The following is a 14,502-nucleotide window of genomic DNA, read 5'->3' on the forward strand; positions in this document are numbered from 1 at the left end:
ACTGGGGATATCTTTTAAATGCCCTTTTTGTTGAATGTGATTTTCTACTTCTTTAAGGCTAGGGAGTTGGTAAGTGTTTTCAAACACAAAATCTGACCAGCCATTTGCTTCAACCTTTATTTCCCTTGCCCCTATAGAGCCTTCTACGGCTAATTTGTGACTGCCCATGGTTGTGGTGCCAATCCCAAAATTACCTTGATCAAAAATTATTTTTTCATTTGTATTTGTGCCTGCTTGAGTAAAACTTAATACAAAGGGATCGTCATGTTCTATAAAATTTAGCGTTCCCCTTCCACTTTCATAAGACGTGTATATTCTTCCTCCATCATTTGACGAGCCTACGCTAAAAGCGTTTTCTAAATTACTTTTCCCAATATCTAATTTTGCAGTTGGAGAGTTTGTGCCTATCCCCACATTTCCATTCGTATTAAAAGTGATTAGCGAGGGATTCTCATGATTATTGCTTGTCCCATAATTTATTCGTAAGGAAGAATTATCATTAGAAGTCCTTCTAACAATTGACCAAATATCATTATTCGCATCGCCATTACCTTCTACAAGATTAATAGCTGAGCCCCAATTACCGGCTGAACTTGATATAAGATCAAGTTGTGCATCATTAGCTTCAATTATTTGCGTAGCATAGGTTGTTTTTATACCTACATTTGATTCTTCTAGATGTAATTTGGTGTCAGGAGCTGTAGTTCCAATTCCCACATTTCCATCTTTATAAAATAAACTATTTCTTTCTCGTTGCCATTGATAGGAAGAACCAAAAATGTGAGGTTCTACGTCAGCTTCTTGTGTGTTTAATTCTTCTACAAATGCTTTTACAGTATATAGGTTTGCATGATTAGTTTTTATTTTTACAATATTATTATCAATAAATAGAATGGGACTATTTGAGATGTTTGCACGAATGTTAACCGCACGGTGTCTCCAAATAGAAGAATTGTTATCATACCAAACTAAATATTCAGCTCCTGTATCTGTTCCAGTATTCCGGGTTACTAGATGTACTCTGTATATATTATTGATGTTTAGAGATTGTCCGCTATCATCTGTTAGCTCTACAGGTGTATTCACATTAACACTTAAACTTTTAGAGAAAAATCTTTGTTCTGCTGTTTGCGAATATGCTGTTTGAGTGATAAGGTAAACGATGAATAATAAATAAAGGTTTTTCATTTTTTAAGGAATTAAATAATTTAAAAAAGATCAGGTTTTAGATTAGTTTTTGTTTTCTAATTTTTGTATTCTTTTTTGTAGCTCTAGAAGTTTTGCAGTTAGAAATTCATTTTCTTTTTCAAGTTTTTCAATAGTTGAGTTTTTATTTTCTAAAGACAAAATCTTTTTTTCTTGGGCAATTGTATAAAGGGTAAGCTCTTCAATTTTCTGTAATAATTTGGCATCCATTTCCCCTAGAAAAATCCCATTTTCTTCTACTTCTTTAGCGCTGGGGATATCTTTTAAATGCCCTTTTTGTTGAATGTGATTTTCTACTTCTTTAAGGCTAGGAAGTTGGTAAGTGTTTTCAAACACAAAATCTGACCAGCCATTGGCTTCAACCTTTATTTCCCTTGCCCCTATAGAGCCTTCTACGGCTAATTTGTGACTGCCCATTGTTGTGGTACCAATCCCAAAATTACCTTGATCAAAAATTATTTTTTCATTTGTATTTGTGCTTGCTTGAGTAAAACTTAACACAAAGGGATCGTCATGTTCTGTGAAATTTAGCGTTCCACTATTATTTTCATAAGACGTGTATATTCTTCCACCTTCATTTGACGAACCTACGCTAAATGCATTTCCTAAACCGGATTTAATCTCCAACTTTGCAGTTGGAGATTGCGTTCCTATTCCTATATTACCTCCATTGAAATAACTAGAGCCTTGTGGGGAAATTCTAACTTTCTTAGAATTATTTTCATTTTTCATATATAAATTCAAGTAATTTTTACCGTCACCGGGATATTCAGTAAAAAGATTGTATTTACCTGAATCATCAGTTAAAACAAATTGTTTTGCGTAAGATGAAGGAGTTTTAGCAATTACTAGAGGTGCATAGGGGGTAGTAGTACCAATCCCTATATTTCCATTGGGTCTAAATACCATAAAGGTATCATTATATTTTCTACCAATATAACCATAATCAAAGCTAGAACCATTTTGGTCAGTAGTGCCCTTTGCTGAAAAACTTATAAATTTTTCTGTAAGATCTTCATTAGATATAGAAAATCCTCTTGCCCAACCAGCAAGTCCGGTACTATTGAAATTTGTTTTAATACTAACTCCATAAGCAGGTGAATTTAGACCGATTAATATATTTTCATTTTGAGCTTTTGCTTCGATACTTGCTATGATACAAATGATTATTAAAATTTTGGCTTTGTAATTCATGATTAAGTTTTTGAAGAAAAGTTGGTTAGTTATTTTGTTTCGTAAATATAACGGTTTTTTGAATACAATTTATTAAAAATTTTAACTATTGAATTGGGGATAGGTAACTTCTTGTGTAGTAGATTTTTATTTTAACCCAATATAGATTGAGTTATTTTTACTTCTTACTTCGCAATTTTTCTAATCCCAAAATGGTGAAAAAAGCAAAGGTATATGCTGCCATATCTTTCCAATCAAAGGAAGATCCCAATACGATATGTGAAGCTTGGGATTTTTTGATTTTTAATAGTTGTAGAATGTCTATATATTGAGCTATTTCGATGAGGTAGGCCAATACCAATACCCCTATGGCCACGTATAATTTCTTCCACTTAAAAAAGCTAAGGACAAAACAATAAATTAGAAAAACTACCAAATAATCACCAAATACGTTTCTTATAAATCCACCGTGAAAGAAGCGTTCAATAATAACTTCTATCGTAAATAAGAATAGGCTAAGTAGCGCATATGTATAATTAAACCTGAGCATACGAACGGATAAGATTAGGGAAAATACTCATTTTTAAGGGAGGTGGTTTTTTAGTAAAAAATTTATTTAGTTGATTTTATAGGAAGCACTAAGCCTTCTTTAATTGTACTATTTATTTCATAGCATAGACACTTTTCAAGATCAGGGTATGCCTGGAGTAGCGGGTGTTTAAATACGCCAATTTTTTTCATTCCTATCTTCTTCATCACCTTTTCAGAATTGACATTTGTTTCCGGACAGATAGCGATTATTTTCTCCAGGTTGAGGTCATCAAAAGCAAACTCCAGACACCTTTTGGCACCTTCAGGTGCATAGCCTTTTCCCCAAACACTTTTTTTTAATCGCCAACCAATATCTACCGCAGGAGTGAAGTTACTTTTAAAATCTTTATAGTCCAAACCGATAAAGCCTATGAATTCTCCGGTTTCTAAAATTTCTGTAGCGAAATAACAATATCCATTTTTAGCATAACGGGCTTTGAGTCGGTTTATAAGTTCAGCGGTCTCTTTTAAGCTTAAGACTTGTGGAAAGTGTTCCATCACTTCCGGATTGGAATTAATAGCCGCAAACGCTTCTAAATCTTGGTCTGTCCAATTCCGGAACCCGATTCTTTCCGAGGTGAAAATGTATTCTGTTTTCAAGTTATGCTCTTCAAAGGTTTGTGTGATAAAAGTAAACTTTCATCATTATTAAAATTAGGAGCGTAAATATATGAATTAATCATACTTTATAATTGGCGGTATTCTATTACTCCCTAAACAATTATTTTACAAGTGGAACCCCTATATTTACAAATTAAACCTGTTTCCATATTTAGAACAAGACATTTAATGAAGAAACTACTTGTCCTACTAGTATTACTATTCTCTATTGGAGTTTATGCCCAAAAAGGGAAAGACACCGAACCGAGAAATGAAAGTTTTATTACTACAGATGTTATTTCCCCTTTTTATTATCAAGGTACTTTAAAAGGCTTTAGTGATAACGGAACACCTCGTTGGAGACTTGGCTATATAAAAAATATAAATCCTAAAACAAAAATCGGAATAGATATTGGTTACGGAAATGCGAATAGTTCTATTATCCAAACATTTGATAATTATTCGCTTTGGGAAATACGGCCGGAATATTACCATATACTCAATCCTAAAAGGAAAACATTAAGCTATTTTTCTTTAGCGCTCTTTTACCTAAATCAACACGAGGAATTTAAAAATCAATACTTTTTTTCTAAGGATAACGGGTATTCGACTTTTGATAAAGCCGATTATAAAAGACAAAAATTTGGGTTAATCCCAAAATTTGGAATGTTTGTAAATATCTCTAATAGGATTGGATTGAATTGGTACACCGGAGTAGGCGTAAATTATAGAATAAATAGTTATAGTGATTTTGTGAATTTGAGACCAAAACAATATAACGAAGAACATTTTTCACCCTATTTTCGCAGGGAAGGAAACAGAATAGGAGTAGAATTTACTATTGGCCTAAAAATATATTATCGGATAAAAAACTAATACTAACAATCCTAATCGTTTACAAGCTTATTTGTCTTAAGAATTTCGATTTAAACAAACCGCATTAAAGTAGTTTCTGGTTTCCGAAATAGGACTTTGGATCTATTAATTGTCCTGAAAACAATTAGTAATGATATATGATTTTTGAAAAGTTCTTGTTTTTAAAAGTACTTTTAATCATCATATTTAAAGTGTTCCATAAAATTTAATAACTCATCTTCCTTTATCGTTTTATGATTAATTTTTTGACCAACCCAAATACCTTTTTTCTTTTTATCTATTTCAAAAGTTCCTCTTTTTGAAAATCTTTCTATGATTACTTTTTTATCGAGAGGAATAAACTTTTCCATCAATAGTTGTTTATTGAAGGTAGAGTAATTTCTTACTCTCATAATTCTATTTTCATCAAAATTTTTCCGAATACTGAAAGTTGAATAATCTATAAAAAACCCGTTTTTAAGCAATTGCTTGTTAGATTTTATTAATTGATTTAATCCTATCAGCGATCTGATTTCTTCTTCAATTATAATAATAATTGTTGCCAATGATAAAATTAAAATAACATAAAAAATAGAGTGGATTGGACGATAAAAAAAGATGAAAAGACTCATGAATATTAAAACTATCAAGGTGATAACTTTCCACATAGCAATACTTTTAAAGTATTTTTGATAGTTTGTTTTCAAGAGAGTTTAAATAGTAGTTTGCTTAGGTTGATAAAAATTTCTGAGGGTTTGGAAGTTTGTATTTCCCAACCCTCATCAATACCAATCCAAAATTTCAACCTCAATAGCGGGATTGTTGGTGGTGACGATGTTTTTAAAATGATCTACGTCACTCATTCCGTCTTTTCCGCGGTAGTGGTAAGGGTAAACCTTTTTAGGTTTAAAGTCTAAGACCGCATCTGCAGCAGCATCGACCGGCATTGTGTAGGGCAGGTTCATACAAACAAAAGCCAAATCAATATCTTTTAAATTTCGCATTTCTGGGATGTCTTCCGTATCCCCGGAGATATATACTTTTTTATCGTTGGCACTCAACAAATACCCATTGCCACGACCTTTTACGTGAAAATCTTTGGCTTCTTCCCGTAAGTTGTACATCGGGATGGCTTTTACGTTTACACCCCACCAAGTTTTTTCCTCATCATTGTTCATCACCTGAAGTCGGCTTTGTAAATGCTCCGGCAACTGTTCTTTCACGGCTTGCGGACATACAATTTGAAGGGTCGAATCTTGTTCGGTTAAAGCGTTTAAAGTTTCCGCACTCATATGGTCACCATGAATATCGGTTACAAAAATTAAATCGGGTTGAGGTAATTCACTGTATTTTTCAGCACCACCAACCGGGTCAACATAAAAAACCTTATCGTTCAACTGCATTGCAAATGAGGCGTGCTCTACCGGCATCACGATAATAGAGTCTTGCATCGTTTTGGTTTCTTCTTTACCTGCTACCGCAGCACTTATTTCTTGTGGGGCTTTGTCTTCCTTCTTTTCTTGTTTGCAAGCCAGTAAGGAAAGGCTTAAGCAACTGAATAACATTAATTTTTTCATGGGGTTTTTGTTTAAGCTTGGTAAATCATTTTAATGTCGGCACGTTCGTAAGGCGGGTTTTCTTCCAACAGAACTTCGTTAAACCCGAACTTTCTATAAAGATAAATCGCATTTTCCAAAAACCGATTCGAATACAGCACGTATTCATATTCTGCATGTTCACGAGCGTATTGCTGAAAATAAGTCAGCATAAACTGTCCGATTTTTTTTCCGCGCCACGCTTCATCTACTGCCATTTTTGTCAGCTCTAAAGTATCAGGGGTTAACTTCAGTAAAGCAAAAGTGCCTACAATGTTGCCCTCAAGTTCCACAAAGAAAATTTTTCCGCCTTTATCAATAATTTCTTCTTCGCAATGGTAGAGCACTTGTTTGTCGTGTGGCTCCACACGAAAATACTTTTCTAGCCAAGCCAAATTTAATTCAGCAAACTTAGGAGCTAAAACCGGTGTAAACTTCTTTATTTGTAAGTTCATTTATCTATCTTCCCGTATAAAATCTGAAACAAAATAGCTCAAGGCTTTTCCAATCATCGGGTTGTTTTCTGGGGAAGCTTCACACAAATGCATGTATAACACTTCTTGTTTTTTAGAAAGCTTAATAAAACTTCTAATTTCGTTTACATTAAATCCGCTAGGCGTCATCGCACTGCTGTCAAAATTTTTCATGCAGTCACAATCTATTTCCAATCCAAATTTATTTCTAACAAAATCGGTGGCTTTTTTAAACTTGATGAGTTTTTCAATAGTGGTGAGGTGCAAGTAATCTTCCAGCGATGAATATTGAATATGTTTATCGGCATCTATATAATCAAAAATATACTGCGGTGTATAGTTTTGATGAATGCCCACCATGGCGTAACGGTCTAAGTATTCTTCTTCTTTGGCATAGCGAAAACCATTTCCGCTGTGGCGATAATCGGTTTCCCGTAAATCGGTATGTGCATCTACATTTAAAACGTGAATTGGACGATCTAAGGCTTGCGAAGCTCCTTTAATGTTTCCGTACGCGTTGTTATGTCCACCACCAATAATCACCGGGATTTTATCTTGACTAATAATGGTTTTTACCATCATGGCAACTTGGGCGTCAATTTGCTGAACAATTTCTCCCAGTTCTATTTTGGTATAAGTTCCCAGCGAAGCTTTCATAAAAGAAGAACAATTTACTTCTCCCAAGATCAAACAGTTTTCTGGTTGATTGTATTTATTTACCTGAATATTTACAAAACTATTTAAAAAAGCATTCCAAGCCTTTGCTGTTCCCGGTTTGCCGTGGTTTCCACGAACGCCAATATCTTCAGGGACACCAAAAATTACGTATTTGGCTTCAGAAGCCTCTAGTTCATCAAAGGTAGAGACAAACTTTAAAGCTTCTCCAAATTTGGTTTCTCCCTTACGATGATTGATAAAATTATTAATTCGGTCTTTGTTATAAAATTCAAAACCTTCCATAGAAAAAATTTCAGTTAATACTTACTTCACTAGTCTGCCTGCTAAAATTACTTGATCTATATGGTTATTCCCAAAAGAATAAGGTAAAAATCCGTAACTTGGGATAGGATCGGTAATTAAGAGGTTAGCGGTTTTGCCTTTAGTAATGCTACCATGTGTTTTTTGAATTCCCATAGCGTAAGCAGCATTAATGGTAGCGGCATTGATGGCTTCTTCCGGAGTCATTCCCATTTTTATACAAGCTAAAGAAACCACCAAATTCATATTTCCATTGGGAGAACTCCCCGGGTTATAGTCGGTGGCTAAGGCCAAAGGTAATCCGGCATCAATCATTTTTCGGGCTGGGGAATAAGGGATATTTATAAATAAGGAACATGAGGGTAAAGCCACAGGCATCGTGTCACTTCCTTTTAAGGCTTCAATATCCTCTTCCTTCATAACTTCTAAATGATCTACCGATAAGGCATGGTAATCTACTCCGGTTTTTATTCCGCCAATGGAGTTGAATTGATTCACGTGAATTTTTCCTCGAAGGCCGTATTTTTTTCCAGCTTCCAAGACTTGTTCCGTATCTTTTAAGTCGAAATAACCTTGTTCGCAAAAAATATCGATATAATCAGCGAGGTTTTCTTCCGCAATTGTGGGTAACATTTCTTCGCAAATCAAATCGATATAGCCTTGTTTATTGTCTTTATATTCCTTGGGAAGGGCGTGAGCTCCCAAAAAAGTAGTTTTGATGGTAATGGGATGTCTCTTTTGCAGTTTTCTCGCTACCCGAAGCATTTTAAGTTCTGCCTCGGTGGTTAATCCGTAGCCCGACTTGATTTCAATAGCACCGGTTCCCATTTTTATCACTTGTTCCAAACGTTGTAAAGACTGCTGAAATAATTCCTCTTCCTCCGTTTGTTGTAATTCTTTAGCGCTGTTAACAATTCCGCCACCTTTTGCGGCTATTTCTTCGTAAGTAAGTCCATTTATTTTATCAATAAATTCCTGTTCCCGATTTCCGGCATAGACTAAATGCGTATGCGAATCTACCCAAGAGGGTAATACCATTTTTCCGGTGGCATCTATTTCTACATCAGCTTCGATGTGTGGGATGCTTTCCATTCCTCCAAACCCTTCTATTTTATAGTCATTTATCAATAACCAAGCATTGCTAAGCGTAGGTAGGGTAGCCATTTCTTCTCCCGAAAGTTTTTCAATCCCTTCTTCCCGGACTTGTACCAATTGCTTTATATTTCTAATAAGTGTTTTCATTTACTTTTTTTCTTTTTCAATAAGGTTAGTCTTTTTGCGGTAATAGCTATGATTACTACAATTTAAAAGTAAGCAATCCTGTATAAAAGGAAAACTAAAATAACCGATAAAAGGTTAAATAGTTGATTTTTATGGAAGAATCTTGTTTTGATAGGTAAAATTTATAGTGAGATAAAATATTATAAGTGAAATGATATGGTAGAACCTTTCTTTCCTACTATTTTTGTATTGAAAATAAATAATATAATAACTAAAAAAATACAACAACTATGTCTATTGTAGGTGAAAAATTTCCAGATTTAGAAGTAAACGCAATGAATGAAATGGGCGATACTTTTAAGTTAAATGTACTTGAAGAAGCTAAAAAAAATAACAAAAAAGTAGTACTTTTCTGGTATCCTAAAGATTTTACATATGTATGCCCAACAGAGCTTCATGCTTTTCAAGAGGCATTACCAGAATTTGAAAAAAGAAATACCATCGTTATTGGTGCTTCTTGTGATACTGCAGAAGTTCACTTCGCGTGGTTAAATACTTCTAAAGATAATGGTGGGATTGAAGGTGTAACTTACCCAATCTTGGCAGACTCTAACAGAAACCTAAGCGGTAGATTAGGGATCTTAGATACGACCAACGAAAGATACGATGATGAAACTGGAGCTATTACCGTAGATGGAGATAATGTTACTTACCGTGCTACTTACTTAATTGATGAAGAAGGTACCGTTTTTCATGAAGGTGTAAACCATATGCCATTAGGTAGAAATGTAAGTGAATTCATTAGAATGATCGATGCTTATACGCATGTACAAAAGCACGGAGAAGTTTGTCCAGCCAACTGGGAAGAAGGAAAAACTGCAATGAAAGCAGATAGAGAAGGAGTTTCTTCTTACTTAGCTGCTAACTAAGAAATTAAAAATTGCTAGAAAAAGAAAAGTAATCTTACCGGTGAATACCCCCGTTCACCGGTAAATTTTAACCAACAACAAGAAGCTATGTTACAAGAATTAGAAAAAGATAACTTAAATGAAATCGTATCTGACAATGATACAGTAGTAGTTCAATATATGGCCGGATGGTGTGGTAACTGCCGATTAATGAAGCCGAAATTTAAAAAATTAGCTTCAGAAAATGAAAATGCAAAATTCATTTTGGTAGATGCTGAAAAATATCCGGAATCAAGAAAATTAGCTACAGTTGACAATTTACCAACTTTTGCCACTTTTAAAGGAGGAAGTTTCGTCAACCAAGTACAGACCAATAAATTAGAATCTTTAAAAGAATTAGTAGATGAAGTTACCAGTAATTAAACACTTACAGAAGAATAATGATAAGGAAAAGCTGGAACATACTGTTGAGGTTTTAGAATCTTTTACCGAGCATCGTTCTTGCACCGATGAAGATATGGATGTAATAGGTGAATTAATTACCAATATTTGTGGGGCAATTGAAGTTCACCATATGGTAGAAGAAGGAGTTCCAGAAAGAGACGCAGCCAATAACTTTGTAAAAAAAGTAATGGGCTCAATAGATAAATAATAATGAATGTAAGTTCGAGCGGAGTCGAGAATTATTTTTAAGTGAAGTAGAATTAGACGAAGTTTTAAAGAAAGAAAAAGGTTGCCATTGGGCAGCCTTTTTTTATGATAGCTTTAATAGGTTTTGCTAGGTTTATTTGTACTTTTAAAATAAAAAATGGCAACCATTACTTTAAAAGGAGAGCGCTTTAAAACCGTAGGAGAATTACCCAAGGTAGGTGAGCAAGCTCCCGATTTTCAATTAATTGATCGAAATTTAGAAACTGTAAACCTTTCTAATTATAAAGGAAAAAGATTAGTACTAAATATTTTCCCCAGTATCGATACCAATGTTTGTGCTACTTCTGTTCGTAATTTTAATGAACGTGCTAAAGATTTAGACAATACAGAAGTACTTTGTATTTCTAGGGATTTACCATTTGCGCAAAAACGCTTTACCAATGGGGAAGAGTTAAAAGAAGTGATTACCCTTTCCGATTTTCAAACTCAAGAATTTGGTAAAGATTACGGGTTGGAAATTGAAAACGGGCCTTTTAAAAACCTATTATCCCGGGTAGTGATCGTATTAGATGAAGAAGGAAAAGTGATACATTCACAACAGGTGACTGAGATTGCAGATGAACCTGACTATCTTTCAGCTTTAAAAACACTATTGTAATGCAAAATTCCTTTCTGGGAAAACGAATAAAAGCCTGTGGTTATGCACTCAAAGGAGCGTTCATTTTAATAAAAACAGAACCGCCCATTCAAGTGCAAGTGGTCATTTCAATAATGATGGTGGGCTTGGGCTTTTATTTTGACATCACTACTACAGAATGGATTTTACAAATTTTCGCTATGGGGATGGTACTCAGTTTAGAAGCCGCCAATACCGCTATCGAAGAAATAGCCGATTTTATTCATCCTGATTTTCATCACAAAATAGGACTCATCAAAGATATGGCTGCCGGAGCGGTATTTTTTGCAGCGATTACCGCAATAATTATCGGTCTCATTATTTATATCCCTTATCTATTTTAGAAAAAGCTTGATGCTGTTTATAATTAAATAGCCTATAAATAAGTTTTCTTACCTTTAATTCAGTTGAATTTGTATTTTTGCTTCTTAGCGAGAAACTAACGAATGGCAAAGAAGAAAAAGACCACATCTAAAAAGAAAGCTCCCACTAAATTTAAAAAGCCTAACCTAAATTTTAGCCGCAAGCAGAAGGTTATTTTAGGTAGTTTTTTAATTTTATTTGGTATTGCTCTGGTAGTGGCTTTTACGTCATTTCTGTTCAACTGGAAGGTAGACCAAAGCACCTTAAGTCAGCTTTCCGATAGAAGCGTAGAAACACAAAACTGGCTTAGCAAGTTTGGAGCGGGAATCAGCAATTTCTTTATTTATAAAGGTTTTGGAGTAGCCGCTTACAGCATTGCCGTATTGGTAACTCTCACAGGTTTTTATTTTTTTCTGGGATTGAACAAAAACAACCTTAAAACGTTTTGGTTCTGGGGTGTCTTGGTGATGTTATGGTTTTCCACAGTGCTCGGTTTTTTTGCAGAAAGCAATGCTCTTTTAGGCGGAACGATTGGTTTTGAAACCAACGATTTCCTTCAGGACTATTTAGGGTTTACAGGAACCGTTTTATTACTTGCTTTTATATTCATCGTTTATTTGGTAGCGCGGTTAAACATTACTCCCGAGGCGGTCGCTAAGTACTTCCATCAAACAAAAAAAGAAGTGGCTAAAGATTTTGATGAAGCACAACAACAATCTACTGTTGCTCAAGAGGAAGATAATCTTTCAGAAGAAATACAAGCACCAACTGTAAAAGGAGATTCAGCCACTTCAGAAGAAACCGAAGCAGAGCTTGCTATAAAGTTTGAACGAAAAGAGGAAGGCGAAGAATCGGCCTCTATACAAGATACTACAGAAAACTCATCTGTTGAGTTAGAAAATACTTCCACAGTAAGCCAAAAAGAAAAAATCGTTATCAAGTCCAACGATGAAGAAGATGTAGAAATGGAAGTGGAAACAGCTGAGGAAGAGGAAGAGGTGGAAGAGAACCTGAGCAAAAAATTGGTCGAAGATTTTGGTGAATTTGACCCGACCTTAGATTTAAAAAATTACAAATTCCCCACCATCGAATTGTTGAAAGATTACAATGCCGGTGGTTCAAGTATTACGATAGATCAGCGTGAACTTGAAGAGAACAAAGATAATATTGTTAACACGCTCAAGAATTATAAAATTGAAATCGCTCAAATTAAAGCCACCGTTGGTCCAACGGTTACCCTTTACGAAATTGTACCGGAGGCCGGAGTCAGGATTTCAAAAATTAAAAATCTAGAAGACGATATAGCGCTTTCGCTATCAGCATTGGGTATTCGTATTATTGCACCAATTCCTGGTCGCGGAACCATTGGTATAGAAGTACCCAATAAAAATGCGAGTATCGTTTCGATGCGTTCGGTGGTGGCTTCTTCAAAATTTCAAAATGCAGAAATGCAATTGCCACTAGCGATGGGAAAAACCATTTCTAACGAAACCTTTGTGGTCGATTTAGCCAAAATGCCTCACTTGTTAATGGCAGGGGCAACAGGGCAAGGTAAATCGGTGGGATTAAACTGTATTCTTACTTCCTTGCTTTATCAAAAGCATCCGGCCGAGGTGAAATTTGTTTTGGTAGATCCTAAGAAAGTAGAACTTACTTTATTCAATAAAATAGAAAGACATTATTTGGCCAAACTTCCCGATAGTGAAGAAGCGATTATTACCGATAATACAAAAGTAATCAATACGCTAAACTCACTTTGTATTGAAATGGATAATCGTTATGAGCTGTTGAAAGACGCTATGGTGAGAAACATTAAAGAATACAACGAGAAGTTTAAAGCCAGAAAACTCAATCCGGAAAACGGACATAAATTTTTGCCTTATATCGTACTTGTAGTCGATGAGTTTGCCGATTTGATTATGACAGCAGGAAAAGAGGTAGAAACACCCATTGCCCGTTTAGCACAGTTAGCCCGTGCAATTGGGATTCATTTAATTATTGCTACGCAGCGTCCATCGGTAAATGTAATTACCGGGATGATCAAAGCAAACTTTCCTGCCAGGATTGCTTTTAGGGTAACTTCTAAAATCGATTCAAGAACAATCTTGGATAGTGGTGGAGCCGAACAGCTCATAGGACGAGGAGATATGTTGTATACGCAAGGAAACGATTTGGTGCGTCTGCAATGTGCATTTGTAGATACTCCTGAAGTTGAAAAAATTACAGAATTTATTGGCTCACAAAAGGCTTATCCCGATGCACATAAACTTCCGGAATACGAATCGGAAGAAAGTGGCACAGGACTTGATATAGATGTGGACGAACGCGATAAATTGTTTAATCAAGCGGCAGAAGTGTTGGTCACCGCCCAACAAGGTTCAGCCTCTTTGTTACAGCGAAAATTAAAAGTAGGCTATAACCGTGCCGGAAGATTAATCGATCAACTGGAAGCTGCCGGAATAGTAGGGCCTTTTGAAGGAAGTAAAGCCCGACAGGTATTAATTACAGATTTAATAGCCTTAGAAGAACATTTAAATAATGAATAAACTAGAATACACTATAATGAAAAAATTAACCTTTATACTAAGTTTTATCCTAACCTTTAGCTCGGTTTGTTTTGCTCAGCATTCAGAAAAAGCAAAAGCCTTGTTAGATGATGTTTCTAAAAAAGTGAAATCTTACGATAACATTGAAATCGAATTTTCTTACGTTTTAGAAAATACGGCGGAGAACATCAAGCAAGAAACCAGAGGCGATGTAGCTTTAAAAGATGAAAAATACCGATTGAATTTAATGGGAACTACCCGTTTGTTTGATGGACAAAAATTATACACCATTATTCCTGAAGATGAAGAAATAAATATTTCTACCTACAATCCAGAAGATAGTAATGGGATTACCCCTTCAGAAATGTTGACTTTTTACGAAGATGGTTATACCTATAACTGGGACATTAAACAAAATGTAAAAGGTAGAAAAATTCAATATGTAAAATTAACCCCTATTGATTCTGATGCAGAGGTGAAAGAAATTTTATTAGGAATAGATGTGCAAACCAAACACATTTACAATTTAATTCAGAAACAAGATAACGGAACAAAAGTGACCATTAAAGTGAATAGCTTTAAGACTAATCAACCCTTATCGGAGAATTTATTCAAGTTTAACGAAGATAAATATCAAGGATATTACATTAATCGTTTAGATTAGTC

Annotated in this window: 16 protein-coding genes and 1 pseudogene; 8 read left to right on the forward strand and 9 right to left on the reverse strand. The window is 34.9% G+C overall.

Annotation, left to right across the window (positions count from 1 at the left end; translation table 11 throughout):
- From FVB9532_RS15905 to FVB9532_RS15920, 4 genes and pseudogenes are all read right to left on the reverse strand, one after another.
- Positions 1-1,188, reverse strand: a pseudogene (locus tag FVB9532_RS15905) (hypothetical protein); the annotation flags it as partial.
- Between the two features lie 42 nt (positions 1,189-1,230).
- A complete protein-coding gene (locus FVB9532_RS15910) occupies positions 1,231-2,400 on the reverse strand; it encodes a hypothetical protein (protein WP_150546174.1) in 1,170 nt (389 codons plus the stop codon).
- Positions 2,401-2,557: 157 nt separating this feature from the next.
- On the reverse strand, positions 2,558-2,929 hold the full coding sequence (locus tag FVB9532_RS15915; protein WP_150546175.1) for a ribosomal maturation YjgA family protein: 372 nt from the start codon (positions 2,927-2,929) through the stop codon (positions 2,558-2,560).
- A 62-nt stretch (positions 2,930-2,991) separates the two neighbouring features.
- A complete protein-coding gene (locus tag FVB9532_RS15920; protein WP_150546176.1) occupies positions 2,992-3,570 on the reverse strand; it encodes a GNAT family N-acetyltransferase in 579 nt (192 codons plus the stop codon).
- Between the two features lie 189 nt (positions 3,571-3,759).
- On the opposite strand from FVB9532_RS15920, the gene FVB9532_RS15925 reads away from it, so the two are divergent.
- Complete coding sequence (locus FVB9532_RS15925; protein ID WP_150546177.1) at positions 3,760-4,446, forward strand: hypothetical protein; 687 nt, start codon at positions 3,760-3,762, stop codon at positions 4,444-4,446.
- Positions 4,447-4,619: 173 nt separating this feature from the next.
- Here FVB9532_RS15925 and FVB9532_RS15930 read toward each other — a convergent pair whose 3' ends face one another.
- The 5 genes from FVB9532_RS15930 to hutI all read right to left on the reverse strand — a co-directional run bounded on the left by FVB9532_RS15930 (position 4,620) and on the right by hutI (position 8,713).
- The gene (locus FVB9532_RS15930) at positions 4,620-5,093 is read right to left on the reverse strand and encodes a hypothetical protein (protein WP_150546178.1); all 474 of its coding nucleotides are present in this window, start codon (positions 5,091-5,093) and stop codon (positions 4,620-4,622) included.
- 114 nt (positions 5,094-5,207) lie between these two features.
- Positions 5,208-6,002, reverse strand: a complete 795-nt coding sequence (locus tag FVB9532_RS15935; protein ID WP_150546179.1) for an MBL fold metallo-hydrolase — start codon at positions 6,000-6,002, stop codon at positions 5,208-5,210.
- Positions 6,003-6,013: 11 nt separating this feature from the next.
- Entirely contained in the window at positions 6,014-6,475 is a 462-nt protein-coding gene (locus FVB9532_RS15940; protein ID WP_150546180.1) for a GNAT family N-acetyltransferase, read from the reverse strand.
- On the reverse strand, positions 6,476-7,453 hold the full coding sequence (locus tag FVB9532_RS15945) for a formimidoylglutamase (protein ID WP_150546181.1): 978 nt from the start codon (positions 7,451-7,453) through the stop codon (positions 6,476-6,478).
- A 21-nt stretch (positions 7,454-7,474) separates the two neighbouring features.
- Positions 7,475-8,713, reverse strand: coding sequence for an imidazolonepropionase (gene hutI / locus FVB9532_RS15950; RefSeq protein WP_150546182.1), 1,239 nt, complete (start codon positions 8,711-8,713; stop codon positions 7,475-7,477).
- Positions 8,714-8,982: 269 nt separating this feature from the next.
- On the opposite strand from hutI, the gene FVB9532_RS15955 reads away from it, so the two are divergent.
- The 7 genes from FVB9532_RS15955 to FVB9532_RS15985 all read left to right on the forward strand — a co-directional run bounded on the left by FVB9532_RS15955 (position 8,983) and on the right by FVB9532_RS15985 (position 14,500).
- Positions 8,983-9,621: a peroxiredoxin gene (locus tag FVB9532_RS15955; RefSeq protein ID WP_150546183.1), complete on the forward strand. Its 639-nt coding sequence runs from the start codon at positions 8,983-8,985 to the stop codon at positions 9,619-9,621.
- Positions 9,622-9,708: 87 nt separating this feature from the next.
- Positions 9,709-10,023: a thioredoxin family protein gene (locus tag FVB9532_RS15960; RefSeq protein WP_150546184.1), complete on the forward strand. Its 315-nt coding sequence runs from the start codon at positions 9,709-9,711 to the stop codon at positions 10,021-10,023.
- The gene (locus FVB9532_RS15965; protein ID WP_150546185.1) at positions 10,004-10,252 is read left to right on the forward strand and encodes a DUF6952 family protein; all 249 of its coding nucleotides are present in this window, start codon (positions 10,004-10,006) and stop codon (positions 10,250-10,252) included. The genes FVB9532_RS15960 and FVB9532_RS15965 overlap by 20 nt, the downstream gene beginning before the upstream one ends.
- A 156-nt stretch (positions 10,253-10,408) precedes the next feature.
- Positions 10,409-10,909: a thiol peroxidase gene (gene tpx, locus FVB9532_RS15970; protein ID WP_150546186.1), complete on the forward strand. Its 501-nt coding sequence runs from the start codon at positions 10,409-10,411 to the stop codon at positions 10,907-10,909.
- Positions 10,909-11,271 carry a diacylglycerol kinase gene (locus FVB9532_RS15975; RefSeq protein ID WP_150546187.1) on the forward strand — a complete coding sequence of 121 codons (363 nt, stop codon included), beginning with the start codon at positions 10,909-10,911 and terminating at the stop codon, positions 11,269-11,271. The genes tpx and FVB9532_RS15975 overlap by 1 nt, the downstream gene beginning before the upstream one ends.
- A gap of 102 nt (positions 11,272-11,373) precedes the next feature.
- The gene (locus tag FVB9532_RS15980) at positions 11,374-13,836 is read left to right on the forward strand and encodes a DNA translocase FtsK (RefSeq protein WP_150546188.1); all 2,463 of its coding nucleotides are present in this window, start codon (positions 11,374-11,376) and stop codon (positions 13,834-13,836) included.
- 16 nt (positions 13,837-13,852) lie between these two features.
- Positions 13,853-14,500: an outer membrane lipoprotein periplasmic chaperone LolA1 gene (locus tag FVB9532_RS15985; RefSeq protein ID WP_150546189.1), complete on the forward strand. Its 648-nt coding sequence runs from the start codon at positions 13,853-13,855 to the stop codon at positions 14,498-14,500.
- Positions 14,501-14,502 lie beyond the last annotated feature (2 nt).

Source organism: Mesonia oceanica (assembly GCF_902499555.1).
GTDB classification, from domain to species: Bacteria; Bacteroidota; Bacteroidia; order Flavobacteriales; family Flavobacteriaceae; genus Mesonia; species Mesonia oceanica.